This is a genomic window from Pseudomonas monteilii, assembly GCA_001534745.1.
Taxonomy (GTDB): domain Bacteria; phylum Pseudomonadota; class Gammaproteobacteria; order Pseudomonadales; family Pseudomonadaceae; genus Aquipseudomonas; species Aquipseudomonas alabamensis.
Genome location: CP013997.1, coordinates 2196307 through 2212606, shown reverse-complemented (window position 1 = coordinate 2212606; position 16300 = coordinate 2196307). Strand labels below are relative to the sequence as shown.

The 16300-nt window shown below is 67.9% G+C and carries 8 protein-coding genes (1 of these 8 cut by a window edge); 2 read left to right on the top strand and 6 right to left on the bottom strand.

What is annotated here, in order from left to right; all coding sequences use genetic code 11:
* Nucleotides 1–23: 23 nt before the first annotated feature.
* The 4 genes from APT63_09540 to APT63_09525 form a co-directional block, all read right to left on the bottom strand.
* A complete protein-coding gene (locus tag APT63_09540; GenBank protein ID AMA45849.1) occupies nucleotides 24–3896 on the bottom strand; it encodes a hypothetical protein in 3873 nt (1290 codons plus the stop codon).
* 182 nt (nucleotides 3897–4078) lie between these two features.
* Nucleotides 4079–4828 (bottom strand): arylmalonate decarboxylase, encoded by a 750-nt coding sequence (locus APT63_09535; protein ID AMA45848.1) that lies wholly within the window; start codon nucleotides 4826–4828, stop codon nucleotides 4079–4081.
* Between the two features lie 72 nt (nucleotides 4829–4900).
* A complete protein-coding gene (locus APT63_09530; GenBank protein ID AMA45847.1) occupies nucleotides 4901–5776 on the bottom strand; it encodes a 3-hydroxyisobutyrate dehydrogenase in 876 nt (291 codons plus the stop codon).
* A gap of 152 nt (nucleotides 5777–5928) precedes the next feature.
* On the bottom strand, nucleotides 5929–6510 hold the full coding sequence (locus APT63_09525; protein ID AMA45846.1) for a TetR family transcriptional regulator: 582 nt from the start codon (nucleotides 6508–6510) through the stop codon (nucleotides 5929–5931).
* Nucleotides 6511–6745: 235 nt separating this feature from the next.
* Here APT63_09525 and APT63_09520 point away from each other — a divergent pair, with 235 nt between their 5' ends.
* A complete protein-coding gene (locus APT63_09520; GenBank protein AMA45845.1) occupies nucleotides 6746–7177 on the top strand; it encodes a hypothetical protein in 432 nt (143 codons plus the stop codon).
* A 64-nt stretch (nucleotides 7178–7241) separates the two neighbouring features.
* The gene (locus tag APT63_09515; protein AMA45844.1) at nucleotides 7242–8018 is read left to right on the top strand and encodes a hypothetical protein; all 777 of its coding nucleotides are present in this window, start codon (nucleotides 7242–7244) and stop codon (nucleotides 8016–8018) included.
* Nucleotides 8019–8432: 414 nt separating this feature from the next.
* On the opposite strand, the gene APT63_09510 is transcribed toward APT63_09515, so the two are convergent.
* Together APT63_09510 and APT63_09505 are read right to left on the bottom strand one after the other, a co-directional pair.
* Nucleotides 8433–9380 (bottom strand): transposase, encoded by a 948-nt coding sequence (locus tag APT63_09510; GenBank protein ID AMA45843.1) that lies wholly within the window; start codon nucleotides 9378–9380, stop codon nucleotides 8433–8435.
* Nucleotides 9381–9812: 432 nt separating this feature from the next.
* A protein-coding gene (locus tag APT63_09505; GenBank protein ID AMA45842.1) for a non-ribosomal peptide synthetase crosses the window boundary here: on the bottom strand, nucleotides 9813–16300 show its 3' end. 11284 nt of this gene lie beyond the right edge of the window; 6488 of the gene's 17772 nt are visible here — the last part of the coding sequence; the start codon falls outside the window, past its right edge; its stop codon occupies nucleotides 9813–9815.

The window sequence follows — 16300 nt, the reverse complement described above, 5'->3', positions numbered from 1 at the left end:
GGCAGGTGCGCGGTGATGAAGGGTCAGGCCAGGCGCTGCCGGCCTGGACGATGCAGGGCCTCGGCCTGCCGGATCAGCGCCAGCAGTTCGTCGAGCCCGGTCGGTTTGAGCAATTGATAGTGATCGGCCACGCTGTCGAGCAGCACCGGCGTCCAGGGCAGTTGCCCGAGCGCCTGCTCGATGAACGAAGCGTCGTCACCCGTGGCCTTGAGCACGCTGACCGGGGCATTGATACGGCGCTCGAGCAACGCGTCGACGCTGTAGCGGAACTCGTAGGTCAGCTCGACCACCTCGGTGATCCGCTCGATCAGGCCTTGGTCCAGCCCGTCGAACCGCGCCTGGATGAAGCGCACGAAATCCTCGCGGTCGCGCAGGCGCTCCAGCGCGCCCTCGACCTCGGCCGTGGGCAGCACACCGGCGAACACCGAATAGAGAATGCACAGGAAGGCCGGCCCGGCGTAACGGGGCTGACCGGCCAGGCGGTAGGCCGGGCGACGGGTACGTGGATTGCCCGGCGCGATCAGCACCAGCGATTCGACCTGTTCGCCCAGCGCTTCGAGCTGGCGGGCCACTTCGAAGGCCACCCGCGCGCCGAAGGAGTAGCCCCACAGCGTGTAGGGGCCGTCCGGCTGACGCTCGCGCAACAGGGCGACGTCGGCGCGGGCCATCTCGACCAAGGTGCCATGGGGCACTTCACCGGGGTTGATGCCCATGGCCTGCACCCCGTAGAACGGACGGTCGGGGTCGCTTTTCAGGGCCAGGCCGCGCAGGTTCATCGGGTAGCCGCCCAGGCCCGGCCAGCAGAAGATCGGACGCTGGCGCGTGCGCACGGCATTGAGGTCCACCAACCGCGAGTGTGTCTGCCGCGATGCCGTCTGCACCTCGGCCGCCAGGGCCTCGACGCTCGGGTGGCTGAAGATGGCCTGCAAGGGCAGCCGCGCGCCCAGCTCACGGTTGAGGCGGTTGATCAGTACGACGGCCAGCAGCGAGTTGCCGCCGGCCTCGAAGAAATCGTCGGTGACCGACACCGCCTCGCACTGCATCACCTGGCACCAGACCGCCGCGACCGCCTGTTCACCCGCCGTGCGGGGGGCGATCAGCGTTCGCGCCTGGCGGGCCGTCTGCACCGTCGCCTTGAGGGTCTGCACATCGACCTTGCCATTGGCGGTCAGCGGCAGCTCGTCGAGCACCAGGAACTGGTCCGGGACCATGTATTCGGGCAACAGGTTCTCCAGCTCCTGCTTGAGCAGCTCGGCAGGGCCCTGGATGTGTACGGCGTCTTCCTTCATGCCTTCGCTGCGCACCTGGCTGTCGCTGACGCGGCCTGCGAGTGCGAAATAGCAGGCCTCGACCGGGTGCGCCGGGCCCAGCAGTTGTCGCAGCCGCGTGGCCGTGGCCAGGTCGTGACCACTGCGCGAGCTGTAGCCCGACGACATCAGGCCCAGGCGCAGGTCGTTCATCTGCAAGGCCTGCAGGCGTCGGCCCAGGCTGATGTAGTGCTCCCAGGCCGGCGCCTGACCGACCACCAGCGACAAGGCGAAGCTCGATTGGGCGTAGGACCGCTGGTTGATCGCGATCACCTGGTTCTTCTCGATCACCCGGGTGCCTAGGCGTTCCAGACGCTGACCGCGCACGGCATAGAGCCCGGCCGGCAAGTCGTCGACCTGCTCGCCATGGGCCTGCACGTAGACCTGCACGGAGTTGTCTGCGGTGGCCTGATCGGCGCGCACCAGCGGGTAGCTGCCCAGGTAACGGTCGCCCTCTTCGACGGCCAGATGCTCGAGCACCTCAGGCCGATGCGTGCCGGCACCCAGGCCCAGGCCCTGCTCGGGCAGGACCTGGTCGAGCAGGCCCAGCACGTGACCTGCTTCCATCTCCAGCACTTCGTCGACGTTGGTCTGGTACACCGCCTCGATGGCCCGCGCACGGCCGACCAGGTGCAGCACGACGCGAGGCTGCCCCGAGGACGGTCGCGCCTGGATCAGGACCAGTTCATGGGCAGTGGGCGCGAAATAATGGATGCCGTCGGCCAGCCCTTCCACGCCCTCGACGTCCAGGTACAGCTGATGGGCATACAAGGCCCCCGGGGACGCGTAGGCGTACTTGGGCAGCAATCGCTCCTGACTGTGGAACGGCCCCAGGTTGCGCAGCAGCGTACCCAGGGTATCGAGCGTCAGGTCACCGCTGGCGCCCGACGGCCGGGTGGGCCGGTGGCTCAGCAGCTCGAGAATCGTCTGCCGGTCCACCCGACCGCCTTCGAACAGGCGGTAGGTCTTGCGCGCGAAGGCACGGGCGCGCTGGTCGGCGCTGGCCGTGGCGCCTGGCAGACGCAGCACCGCCCTGCCCTGGTCGCGGCTGGGCTCGCGCTCGCCCAGTTGCCCGAGCTGGGCCTTGACCTGGACCTTGCTGGATTTGGACAGGTGATGCGCGCCATGCTGGCCCTGATCCATCAGGATCGCCTCGCGCGGGTTGAGCGCTACGCAGGCCACCAGGCTCTGGCGTTGACCTTCGGCGTCGGCGTTGACGAACACGGCAGCGCTCTTGACCCAGGCATGGTTCTCGATCGCCACACGCACTTCGTCCAGTTCGATGCGATGCCCGCGCAGCTTGACCTGGTTGTCGGCGCGACCGATGAACTGCACGCTGCCATCGGCGTTCCAGCTGGCCAGGTCACCGGTGCGATAGAGGCGTACGGGGTGCGCCTGGCCGGGCAGCTGGCGCTCGACGAAACGTTCGGCGGTCTGTTCCGGGCGGCCCCGGTAACCACGGGCCAGTTGGCAGCCTCCGATGTAGAGCTCGCCGGGCGTCTCGGGCGCGTCGATGGGCGCGCCGGTGACCGGATCGAACAGGTGGAAGGTGGTGCCACGGGCCGCAAAGCCGAGCGAGACGATCTGCGCGGTGTCCGCCAGGCAGGCCGCGTCGACCAGGCGCGACGAGGCGTTGATGGTGCACTCGGTCGGCCCGTAGAGGTTGACCAGGCGCACCTGTGGCAGGCAGTCCAGGCAGGCCTGGGCCAGCTTGCGGGTCAGGGGTTCGCCGCCGCTGTAGAGGTGCGTGAGCGTCTGGCAGTCGGCGAAGCCAGGTTCGTTGACCAGTGCCTGCAGCAGGGTCGGCACCCCTTGCAGCACGCTGATGCGGTGTTCGATCAGGGCGGCGACCAGCGCCTCGGGATCACGGTGGATGCCGGGGGCGCCGATGACCACATGGGTGCCGTTGGCCACCGACAGCAGTTCCCACTGCGCGGCATCGAAGCTCATGGGGGTCTTGCGCAGCAGCGTCTGGCGCGCATCCACGCCATGGACGTCACGCAGCCAGCCGAGCTGATGGATCAGGTTGGCGTGGGTGATCTCCACCCCTTTGGGCTGGCCCGTGGTCCCCGAGGTGTAGATGACGTAGGCCAGGCTGTGCGCCTCGACCAGCACGGGTGCCTGGGTGCGTGCGTCATTGGCCGCCGGGCGCGCGGCGCCGTCGTCGCAGACCAGGCGCACGCCGTCGAGGGCCAGGGCGCGCAGGCTCGGCAGCAACGCCGGCTGGGTGTAGATCACGGTGATGCCCGCGTCCTCGATCATGTAGCGGATGCGCTCGCGAGGGTATTCCGGGGCCAGCGGCAGGTAGGCGCAGCCGGCCTCCAGGATGCCCCAGGTGCCGATCATCATGTCCAGGGACGGGTCGACGAACAGGCCCACGCATTGCCCCGGCTGCACGCCGGCATCACGCAGGCGCCAGGCGGCCTGCTGGCTGCGTCGACGCAACTGCGCGAAGCTCAGCAGGCCTTGCGGACTGCTGACGGCAATGCAACCGGGCGACGCCTCGGCCTGGCGGGCGAACAGCTCGATGAGCGTACGTGCCGGCGCGTCTGTCGACGGCCCTGCTTCCTGTGTGCCGTCAGCCGACATCCGTGGTGTTCCTGAACTCACCGCATCCATGAGCGCGCTCCCGTGTGATCGATAGGCGCAGCCTGCCCACGCTCGGGTCGCGAGCGACGCCGGCACCGGCTGCAAAAAGGCGTTGTGTCGAATCGATGAGGCCGTGGCCGAAGCGTGTCCGGCACGGCGGACTGACCGGTCAGGCGATAGGGTCAGTGTCGTTCCAGCAGACTGCCGTGACCGCCGACGCGGTCGGCGATACCGCTGGCGCGCAAGGCATGCCAGTACAGCACCACGTTGTTGGACAGCACCGGCTTGCCCAGCCACGCCTCGGCGATCATCGCCGCGCGGGCCATGGCCACGTTGGTGCCGACCTGGACGATGGCTTCGACCTGCGGGCCGTCCACGGCGCGAATGGCGTCGAAGATCTGCCGCTCGGTGATGTGCGCGATGTTCGCCGGGCTGGACGCCCCGAGGCCGCGAACGGCGAGCACCTGGTAATCGTTGTCGGTGAAGAAGTGGCTGACCGTCTCGTCGCCCAATGGCAGGTAGGGGGTCAGCACGGCGATCCGGCGGATCCCGCCCAGTGCCTCCAGGGCCGCGCGGTACGCGTCCGGGCTGGTGGTGACCGGCACGCCGCCGCTCATGTCGAGGAACGACTCGGTGACCATCTCGTGGCTGCCGGGGCCGTCCCAGTAGCTTTCCGGGGACACGCCGACGATGATCCGGTCGGGCTTGCAGGTCAGCAGCCCATGGATCGCATCGGAGGTCGACAGCCGGATGTTGTTCAAGACGTTCATGAAGCCAGGACGCTGGTCCATCGACTCGTCCTGGATCAGCATGCGGCTGGCGTGATTGGTCACGCCGTAGGGCCGCAGGGCATCGGTCTCAGGCTGCATCGAAGTGTTGGTCGAGGGCAGGATGATGCCCATCTTCAGGCGATTGCCAAGTGAATCGGTCATGACGGCTCTCAAGGTCGACGGCAGTAGCATCGACCCCCGAACGGGAAACACACGCTCTACGCAGCGCAGGGACTACTTGGCCAGGAACGAGGCGGCCATGTCCTTCTCGGCGTGCCCGGCTTCCAGGGCGCGCTTGAAGCGCTGCAGGCCCGCTTCGACGCTGTCGACCTTGACGCCGGCCTCACGGGCGGCCTCGATCACCAGCTCGGCATCCTTGGCGGCGTTGGCCACCGAGAAGGTGGTGCTGTAGTCGTCGGCCATGATCGCGGCGGACTTGAGCTGGAAGTACATGTTGTCCAGCGGACCACCCTTGACCACGTCGACCACCAGGGCAGGGTCCACGCCCAGGGCCTCGGCGATCGACAGGCTCTCGGCCACGCCATGGGTCAGGGCCAGCACCCAGCTGTTGAGCGCGAGCTTGAGCTTGCTGCTGACGCCGGGCTGCTCCGACACCCACACGGTGCGTTGGCCGATGGCGTCGAAGACCGGCTGGACCACGTCGCGCTGGGCCTCGGCGCCGGAGGCGATGATCACCAGCTTGCCCTGTTCGGCCGGGCCCTTGGTGCCTTGTACAGGCGCATCGTAGAAGGCCAGACCGTGTTCCTGGGCAAAGGCCTGCAGTTTCTCGGTGGCCGGCACGCCGACGGTGCTCGCCTGGATCCACACGGTGCCCTTGGCCAGGCCGGGCAGCGCGGCGCGCATGGCGTCGAGCACGGCAGGGCCATCCTTGAGCATGGTCAGCACGATACCGGCGCCCTGCACGGCGTTGGCCGCCAGCTCATGGACCTGCACGCCGTTGTCGGCCAGGGCCGAGGCCTTTTCGAAGGTGCGGTTCCAGGCGCGGGTCTGGAAACCGTTCTTCTGCAGGTTGCGGGCGATGGCAGCGCCCATGATGCCGGTGCCGAGAACGGCGATGGAGCGGGTGTCTGCGTGTTCGACCTGGGTCATGTGAACGTCCTTTTAGTGAAGCGTTGAAGACGAAAATGTCGGGGGCGCGACGAGGCCGCGCGGTTGAAGCGTGTGCGGTCAGGCCCGACGCAGGCGCCGGGACCTTGACCGATCATGACGAAACGAAACAGCGTGTCCGGCAGCCCGGGGGATCACAACGCACCGACGGCCACCTCGACGATGTCGGCCAGTCGCTCGGAGCGGTCCTCGCGGGCACCGCCCTTGCCGATCACCCGGATGCCCTGGATGGTGCTGACCACGAACCGGGCCAAGGCTTCGGGGCGACGGCCAGCCTCGATCTCGCCGGCGGCCTGCCCGCGCAGGAACAGCGCGGTCAGCGCCCGCTCCATGCGGCTGAAGTTCTTGGCCACCAGCTCGGCGATGCCACTGTCGTGACGGGCCACTTCCAGGGAAGCGTTGGCAACCATGCAACCCAGGTTCTCGGTGTCGTGCAGCTCTTCGGCGACGATCTTGTGCAGCAGGCGGCGAATCAGCTCCTTGACCGGGCCTTCTTCGGCCAGCAGGGCGACGTTGAAGGCGGTCATGTCGTAGTAGCGGCTCAGGGCGAATTCGTACAAGCCCTGCTTGCTGCCGAAGGCGTTGTACAGGCTGCCGCGTCCCAGGCCCGTGCCTTCGACCAGGTCCTGGATGCTAGTCCCGGCATAGCCGCGCTGCCAGAACACACGCATAGCGGCCTCGGCGATGGCATCGGGATCGAATTCTCTGGATCTCATCTCTGCACCGGTTGTGGAACGAACGGTACAGAACGTACCACCCGACCGAGCGGACCGTCAATGGTTCAAATTTTATTTGTTTCTTGCCTAAATCTGGTGCTTGCACCCTTCGTCCAGATGATGCAGCTTGAAAAAAGAACGCCTCGCCACGACTCACTCCGCCAAATTCTGGAACGATCGTTCCAGTCGGAGGGCAGGCGCTCACCCCATGTATCTGGAAAGGAAGCAGCGTTTCATGTCCAACACCCTCCTGCGCACCGGCAACCCCCAGGCGCCTTACGCCGAATCCATCGCCCTGCCCGCCGAAGCCAAGCTGGTCTATGTCAGCGGCATCCTGGCCGACGTCGCGGACGGCGACGCGGTGCCAGGGACACCTGCCGCCTATGGTGATACCCAGACCCAGGCAACGTCGGTACTGGGCAAGATCCAGGCGATCCTGGCCCAGCACGACCTGCAGATGCGTCACATCGTGCAGTTGCGGGCGTTTCTGGTCGGCACGCCGGAGCACGGCGGACGTCTGGACTTCGCCGGTTTTCAGCGCGCCTACGCGACGTTCTTCGACGATCCCGACCTGGCCGCCAAGCCGACCCGCACGGCGATCCAGGTGGTGGCCCTGCCCTTGCCCGGCACGTTGGTGGAAGTCGACGTGGTCGCGGCGCACCCTTGAACCGTATCAAGACGAGGCCTGGTGAACGACCAGGCCCCGCGTTCGTCGAGTCACGGAGGACACAATGACCGCCACCTCATTCGCCGACATCGGCAAGGTCATCGCCAGCCTGGGCAGTCGACACTTCGCACGCACGTTCCACGCCCTGGTCGAGGCCCACCTCGCCGCACCGGTGGACCGCCTCGACTGGCAGCCGATCGCGCCGCCGTCGGCCCGGGATCCGTTCACTGAGCGGGCCGACGCTCGTTCTTGTGAAACCCGTGCCGGACGCACGTTGAACCTGCGGGCGCAGAACGATGCGGCGCGTCACCTGACCGTCCAGCGTCTGGCGCCTGGGCAGGTTTTTTCCGAGCAGGAGCGCGAACGCCTGCATGCCATCGCGCCGTTGCTGTTCTCGTTGCTTGGCCAGCACCAGCGCCTGGCCCTGCCGCTGGCCGAAGCCAACCGGCCCGCACAGAGCCTGGAAAGCCGCTTCCACCAACGCCTGCAGCAGAGCGGGCTGAGCCTGTCCGAACGCGAGACACAGGTCTGCCTGGGACTGCTGGCCGGGCGTACCGCCGCGCAGCAGGCCGAAGCCTTGCAGTTGACGGTCAACACGGTGGACAGCTACCAGCGGCGGGCGGCGGTCAAACTGAACATCCGGGGACGGCATTCGCTGATGCGCTGGCTGTATGCGGATGCCGAAGGCGAGCACGTCGAGCAGGCGCCGTCGCCTCGACTGCTCGCGACGGGCCAGCCGGTACCTGTCGCCTGCTGGCTGGATCTGCCGGCACGGTACGGCCGTCATGTCGAGCTACCTGCCCCGGCATCCACCTGGAAGCCTGCGGGCGGCTTTCGCTGAAGCGCCTGGCCTGACGCCTCACCGGCCTTTTTGGGTCGGTGCCTGGGCTGCCGTCATCGCGGGCAAGCCCGCTCCCACAGGGTGGTGATACAGACCCTGGTTAATTTCGTAGGTCTGCGCGCTACAAAACCGTCGAATGACTGATCGATTTCGTGGCCGCTCACCTGCCGTAGTGGTACAGGTGATTGCGGTCCATGTGAGGGATTCTAGGGTTCTGCCAAGTGCGAATGTGGGCCCTGCGGGCCCAATCGCGGCCGGTCCGGCGCCCCGGCAGGGGCCGCTCCTACACCCGTAGCCCCACCGCGGTGATGCAGCTCATCGCGGCACTGGGCTGCTCCTGCACCCGTAGCTCCATCGCGGAATTGCAGGCTATCGCGGTCACCTGTGGGAGATTCTATGGTAATTGCCAAGCGCTTAAGCGGCTTTGGGACGATATTCCTCTCCGCTTCTGATCAGGGCAAAGACCACTCGAGCCAGCTTGCGGGCCAGCATGACCAGGACTTGAGTCTTTTTAAAACCGCGGCTCTGCTTGTCTTCGTAAAACGTTTTCCAAGCAGCTGTCCTACCTGCTGACATCGCCGCGTTGTGCAGCAAACGACGGACCTCTGGATCGCCTCGTTTGGTCAACGTCGAGCGTTCTTTTTTCTTGCCCGACTGAGCCACTCGCAGGTCCATTCCTAGAAAGGCGATAAAGGCATCGGCACTCTTGAACTCGCCTCGCTGGTAGGTGGCGACCAAACGCGCAGCGGTAAGAAAACCAATACCTTCAACTTTCATACACTGCTTTACTAACGGCATCAGTCCTGCCTGGTCGAGCAGCTTCTTGATCATGTTTTCAATGAGGTCTTCAAGGCGCTTCATCGAGGTGAGCTGGGACTTCAAAAGGCTCTTGAGCAGCGGCTCACCCTCCCAGCTCAGTCTCAGCGCTGTACGCGTCTGGACGAGCATCGCGCGCCTGCGAAACAGGCTGACAAGGTCGCGATAGAGCGTCGAAGGTGGGACCCAGGGGGTAAGATTAGCGCCTTCGTTCTTGAGGTACCGGGCCAGTACCCTTGCATCGATCGGGTCAGTCTTGGCGCGTGAACCAATACCTTTTCGGTAGTGACTCAGGGCATAACCATCCATCAAGTAAAGGGTATGTCCTGCTTCATGGACCATATCGGTAAACAGCAGGTGATAGACATTGGTGGCCTCGATTGCAATCGAGACCTTGCCGTGCAATGCCTTGATCCATTGCTTGATGGCCGTCTTGTTGTTGGCAATAGTGCTCAACTGTCCGGAGCTGTCTTCGTAAATGACGAGCTCAGCCTTAGCAACGTCGACGCCTATGATCGTGCTGTGTTCGGATGATGGCATTGCCATGAGCGCGTCTCCGCAGGTAAGGTCTAAGGGCTTGAAGGGCCACCCAGAGGCGCAGGCTTGTACTTTCGTCGGTCAAAACCGGAAGCATTCCTTATCGGCGCTTGGGTGAAGGGAGGAGGGGCGAAATCTCCCACGGTCTGTACTGCGCGAACAGTCAGAAGCGGATCTAGTCCCTCCTCCTCCCTTCAAGTCCTACCATACAAGCGGCCCCTGTGCCGCGATTGGGCCCGCAGGGGCCACAAAAACCGTCGACACGATCGTTCCCTGTGGGAGCCGGCTTGCCGGCGATGGCGGCGGTGCATTCACCCGCCTCATCACCGGCAAAACGTCCCCTTCAAGGCCACCGTCACGGCCCCTGGGCCGAGCGCCGAAGCGCGTCTGCCCTGCCCGTCTCTGCCGCGCCATCGACCGCGTGCACGTCCGCGACCCCGTTCAAGACGTCACCCGCGCCGTGTCGTTGGCCTGGGTCTCGAACCACCAGGCCGTCAGGCTGTACACCTGTGGCACCTTGAGCACGCTGAAGTGATCGCCCGGGCCTTTCCAGGCGCGCAGCTGCGGCAGCGTCCGGCGCCAGCCCTCGGCCATCGCCTGCTGCTCACGGCGATTGGCGTCGGTGTCCTGGGCCGGGTCGTCCACCTGTACCAGCCCGACCGGGCCGTCGTAGCCGGCCAGGGGACGGTACGGCAGGCGCAACGCCGTGCCGAAGGTGCGCACGATGCCGGCCAGCGCCGTCTCGGCCAGCCGCGCGGGCAGAAGCCCTGCCTGGACCATGGCGTCGCGCAACCGCTGCAACTGCACCGTCTCGTCTGCCACCCGGAAGTCTGGCCCGCTCAGGCCCAGGTCCTTGCCGCTGGCCGCCTGCAACGCCTCGATCAAGGTCTCCAGCACGCGGCCGAAGGTGTAGCCGGACGGTGCGTCGCCCGGTCCTGTCGGCGCTTCGCTGTCGATCAGGGTCAATGACAGCACGTCACGTCCGCGGGCCTGCAAGGCCACGGCCAGGGCATGGGCACCCCAGCCGCCGAAGGAATGCCCCAGCAGGTGCACAGGCCCCTCCGGGTACAGCGCCTCGATGGCCCGCGCCTGGCACTCGGCGGCCACCTCGAGGCTGGCATGGGGCGCGCGGCGTCCATCCAGCCCACGGGGTTGCAGGCCATGGACCGGCCACTCCGCGCCCAAGGCTTCGGCCAGGCCGATGAAGCCAGTCACACTGTCACCCGCTCCCGGCACACAGAACAGCGGCGCCCGCCCGGGCCGACCGGCCTGGATCGTCAACAGCGGCTGGAAGGTCTCCACGGTCTGCACGACCTCACCGGCCACCGCCAGCGCCTCGCCCAGCACCTGCCCCACCGCCTGCACGTGCGGTGCACGCATCAGCCCGAGGTGATCACCGGGCACATCGAGGCAGTGCAACGGCAGCGTCGGCAGTGCTTCGGCCCAGCCCAGCGTCGCGGTGGTGCCCACTGGCACCTGGCCGCGCTCGCTGGCCCGCAGCAACCAGACCGGCAGGCTGGACGGCTCCAAATGGTAGTGGGCCAAGGCATGCCCATGGGCGACCTCGCGTGCCAGGTACTGGCGTACCTGCGCGTCGTCCGCCTCCTCCAGCGCCGGGTACAGCAACCCTTCGGCACGGATCGCCATCAGCAGCGCCGCGAACGCCAGGTCGACCTGCTGCTCGAGCGTCGCCAAGCGCGCCAGCGCCGCGCTGCCGGCGTCACCTTGCGCCTGCCAGTGGGCCGTGCAATGCGCCAGCAACTGACGGTGCAGCGCCCGCTCGCCTTCCCAGCGTGCCTTGCCCTGATCGGTCAGGCGCGGCACGTAGCTGTCGAGCAACCCGACGAAGGCCACGCTGCGATCCAGCCCGTCGAGCTGTTGCGCGACCTCATAGGCCAGCACCCCGCCGAACGACCAGCCGACCAGGCGGTACGGCCCGTGAGGCTGGGCCTCGAGGATCTGCGCCACCAGCCGTGCGGCCAGGGCTTCGACGGTGTCGAGTTGCGGCGCGTCGAGTGCCACGCCAGCCAGCCCGTACACCGGGTAATCGCCGGGCAGGTGCTGCGCGAGCACCGGGAACCAGCTGTCCAGGCCGGTGAAGTCATGGATCAGGAACACCCCCGGACGGGCATCCTCAGGCGCGCCCCGCAGCCGTTGCGCACCCCGCACGCCGTCACCCGAACGGCTGTCCAGCAGCGCGGCGAGACGGGCGACACTGGCGTGCTGGAACAGCTCGGCCAAGGTCACCTGCACGCCGGCCTTGTGCAGCAGGCCGACCAGGCGAATCGCCGACAGCGAATGCCCGCCGCGCTCGAAGAAGTCGTCGTGACGCCCGACCTGCTCGAGTTCCAGCACCTGCGCCCAGGCCTGGGCCAGTTGTCGTTCGCGTTCGGTCGTCGGAGCTTGCTGCACGTCGACGTCAATGGTGGCCGTATCCGGTGCCGGCAAGGCCCGGCGGTCGACCTTGCCATTGCGGGTCAGAGGCAAGGCCTCCAGCACCATCAAGGTCGCCGGTCGCATGTGCGCCGGCAGCCGCTCGGCCAGCCAGGCGCGCCAGTCACCCAGCGGCACCTGCGGGTCGCGCCTGGTGACATAGGCCACCAGGCGCGCCTCGCCCTGTTCCGCCGAACGGGCCAGCACCACCGCCTCGCCGACACCTGGGCAGCGGGCGAGCTGTTGCTCGATCTCGCCCAGCTCGACGCGCATGCCACGGATCTTCACCTGGTCGTCGTTACGCCCCAGGTACTCCAGGGTACCGTCCTCCAGCCAGCGCACCAGGTCGCCCGTGCGGTACATGCGAGCGCCAGGCGTGGCGCTGAACGGATCGTCGAGGAAGCGTTCGGCGGTGAGCACCGCACGGTTCAGATACCCCCGCGCCACACCGGCGCCGCCAATGTACAGCTCGCCCGGCACGCCCAGCGGCACGAGCCGTTGCTGGGCATCGAGCACGTAGAGCCGTGCATTGTCCACCGGCCCGCCGATGTGCAGCGGCCCGCCCACGCGCACGGTGCCGGAGCTGGCGACCACGGTGGTTTCGGTCGGTCCGTAGTTGTTGACCACGGCAAAGCCTGGATCGTGATCGAACTGCCGCAGGCGGTCGCCCCCGATCAGCAAGGTGCGCAGGCTCGGGTGACGCAGGTGCCGACTGAACGCGAACTCGGCCACCGGGGTCGGCAGGAACGCCACTTCCAGCGGCTGGGCCTGCCACCAGTCCAGCAGCGTCTCCACCTGCTGGTGATCCAGCTCGCTCGGCGGCAGGTGCAGCACCGCGCCCGCGCACAGGGCGGGCCAGACTTCCCAGGCCATGGCATCGAAACCAAAGCCTGCGACGCTGGCGGTGTGGCTGCCCGCGCCGAGCGCGAAGGCCCGGCAATGCCAATCGATCAGGTTGTTCAGCGTGCCGTGCTCGACCATCACGCCTTTCGGCTCGCCGGTCGAGCCGGAGGTGTAGATGACGTAGGCCAGGTGCGTGGTCGACAGCCCGGCCGGACGGACCGGTGCGCCCGCACTCGGCCAGTCGGGCTGGTCCAGGTTCAGGCTCGGCAGGTCCAAGTGCGCCAGCCGCGGCGCGAGCGCCTGCTGGGTCAGCACCAGGGTCGGCGCGCTGTCGCTCAGCAGGTAGTCGACCCGCTGCTGTGGATGGCCGGGATCGACCGGCACGTAGCCTGCTCCGGCCTTGAGCACGGCCAGCAAGGCCACCACGGTCTGCACGCCGCGCTCGGCGAACACCGCCACACGCTCGTCGAGCCCCACGCCACGGGCGACCAGTTGCCGGGCCAGGGCCTCGGCCTGGGCGTTCAGCTCGGCATAGGTCAGGCACTGCACGCCGCATTGCACGGCGATCGCCTCGGGCCGTTGCTGTGCCTGCGCCTCGATGCGCTGGTGCACGGTCAGCGCCGTCGGTGTGGCTACGTCGTGCGCATTGAAGGTTTCCAGCACCTGCTGACGCTCGCCATCGGGCAGGCAGCTGAGCTGGGTCAGCGGCGTGTCCGGCTGCGTCTCGAGGGCCGCGACCAGGCGCCGCGCGGCGCAGTCCAGGTAGGCGCAGAGCCGCTCGGCCGGTTGACCATTGGTGGTCAGGGCGGTCAGCTCGAAAGCCTCGCCCAGGTCGTCGACGCTGACCGTCAGCGGGTAGCTGCTGCGCTCGTGGGCCTGCAGCAGCTCGATCCCGTCCCAGACCGTGACCTGCTCGTCGGTCAGCGGGCGTTGCGCACTGTGGCGGTAGTTGAACAAGGCGGTGAACAGCGGCGCGCCACTGGGCAGGCCGCTGCAGCGCTGGGCCAGGGCCAGCGGCGCATGCTCGTGCACCAGCAAGTCGCTCAGGCGTGCATGGGCCTGGGTCAGGCCCTGGCGCACGCTCTGCTCGCCCAGGTCCAGGCGCAGCGGCAAGGTGTTGATGAACACCCCCAGCGCACGCTCGACCCCCTCGCCCCCCTGCATCCTTCCCAGCAGCACGCTGCCGAACACCACCTGCTCGCGCCCGGACAGTTGTCCAAGCACCTGGGCCCAGGCCAGATGCAGCAGGCTGGCGGCGCTGACCCCGGCGACACGGGCCTGCTCGCGTATGCGTCGACTCAGGTCGGCGTCCAGGCGCTGGCGCGCTTCGTCCGGCAGCCCGCCGCTGGCGGTGACGTCCTGGCCATAGGGCAAGGTCGCCTCGGTCAGGTCGCCGAGCTGGGCGCCGAAGAACGCTTCATGCTCGGCCTGGCTCGGGCCTTGCTGGGCCTGGGCGATGTGCAGGCGATAAGGCACCGGGGCCGGCAAGCTGGCCTGCTGACCCGCCAGCACGGCCTGCAATTCCTGCCCCAGGAGCTCCAGGGCCATGTGGTCCATGATCAGGTGATGGAACTGCAAGACCCCCACCCGTCGACCGCTATCCGGGTCTTGGGTGTGCAGCAGGCGCATCAGCGGCGCCTGGCGCAGGTCCAGCGCGCCCGGTCGTGCCAGGGCCTGCGGCGAGACCGCCTCCACCGGCAGCCAGGCGTCACGCCAGACCACCTGCATGGGCGCTTCCAGCCCTTCCCAGCACAGCGCCGTGCGCAGCACGTCGTGACGCGCGATCACCTGCTGCAAGGCCTCGGCGAAGGCTTCGAGGCGACCCTGGTCGGCAAAGCCGAAGCGCGCCTGCAACAGGTAGGGGTCGTCCTCTCCCGCCGTCAGGTGGTGGAAGAAGATGCCGCTCTGCAGCGGCCCCAGCGGGTAGATGTCCTGCACGTTGCCCACGCCGCCGGGTACCTGAGCGACGATCTGGTCGATCGCTGGCTGGTCGAGACGGGCCAGGGGCAACAGAGCCGGGGTGATGTGGGTGCAGCCCGGTTCGATCCGGTTGGCCGGCACCGCCGTGTGCGTCGGTGTGCCGATGACGCGGGCCAGGGCCACCAGGGTCGGCTGGGCGAACAGCTGGCGCACGTCCAGGGCCAGGCCCATTCGCCGCAGGCGCGCGACCAGGGTCACCGCCAGCAGCGAATGGCCGCCCCGCTCAAAGAAGTGATCGTTGCGCCCGACCTGCTCGAGGTCCAGCAGCTCGCACCACAGCGTCGCCAGGCAGGTTTCCAGTTCGCCCTGGGGCGCCTGGTACGCGGTACCAGCACTGGCCTGCGCGTCGGGCGCCGGCAAGGCACGCCGATCCACTTTACCGTTGGCGGTCAGCGGCCAGGCCTCCAGCACCACCAGGGCAGCCGGCACCAGGTAGGCCGGCAGGCGTGCCTGCAAGGTGGCGCGCAGGTCGCCCACCGACACCGGTGCCGCGCCTAGGGTAGGGATGACGTAGCCCACCAGGCGTGCATCGACACTGCTGCCGCGCTCGGCGATCACCAGGGCCTCGCGCACCTCGGGCAGCGCCGCCAGCTGGCTCTCCACTTCGCCCAGTTCGATGCGCACACCGCGCACCTTGACCTGGTCGTCGTTGCGTCCCAGGTATTCCAGGGTACCGTCGGCGTTCCAGCGCGCCAGATCGCCCGTGCGGTACATGCGCGCCTGGGGATCGGCGGTGAACGGGTCGCGCAGGAAGCGCTGCGCGGTCAGCTCGGGCTGGTTGAGGTAACCACGTGCCACCCCGGCGCCGGCCACGTACAGCTCGCCCACCGCGCCGGTCGGCACCAGGTGCTGGTGCGCATCGAGCAGGTAGACGCAGGTGTTGGCGATCGGCCGGCCGATGTCCAGCGCCCCGCCCGCCCACAACCGTCCCGAGGTCGCCACGACGGTGGCTTCGGTCGGGCCGTAGTTGTTGATCACGGCAAAGCCTGGGTCATGCTCGAAACGTCGCAGACGATCGCCACCGATCAGCAAGGTGCGCAGGGTCGGGTGCGGGCGACGCTGGGCGAGCAGGTGCTCGGCCACCGGCGTCGGCAGGAACGCCACCTGCAACGGCTGCGCCAGCCACCAGTCGAGCAGGCGTTCGACCTGCTCGTTGCCCAGGTCCGCCGGCGGCAGGTGCAACGTCGCCCCGGCGCACAACGCTGGCCACAACTCCCAGGCCATGGCGTCGAAGCCGAAGCCGGCGACGCTGGCGGTGTGGCTGCCCGCGCCCAGTTCGAAGGCCTGGCAATGCCAGTGCACCAGGTTGACCAGCGTCTGGTGCTCGACCATCACCCCCTTGGGTTGTCCGGTCGAGCCCGAGGTGTAGATCACATAGGCCAGGTGGCGATCGCACAGCCCCGCCACCTCGGGCGCCGCGTCGTGGACCGGCCAGGTGACGTCGTCCAGCGCCACGCGGGGCAAGCTGGACGCTGGCAGACGCGCCAGCAGCGCCTGCTGCCCCAGCAGCAGCCGCGGCTGGCTGTCGGCCAACAGGTAGGCGATGCGCTGGGACGGGTGGGCCGGATCGATCGGCACGTACGCCGCACCGGCCTTGAGCACGGCCAGCAGGCCGACCACCGTGTCGAGGCTGCGCTGGGCGAAGACCGCGACCCGGTCGTCCGGGCGCACGC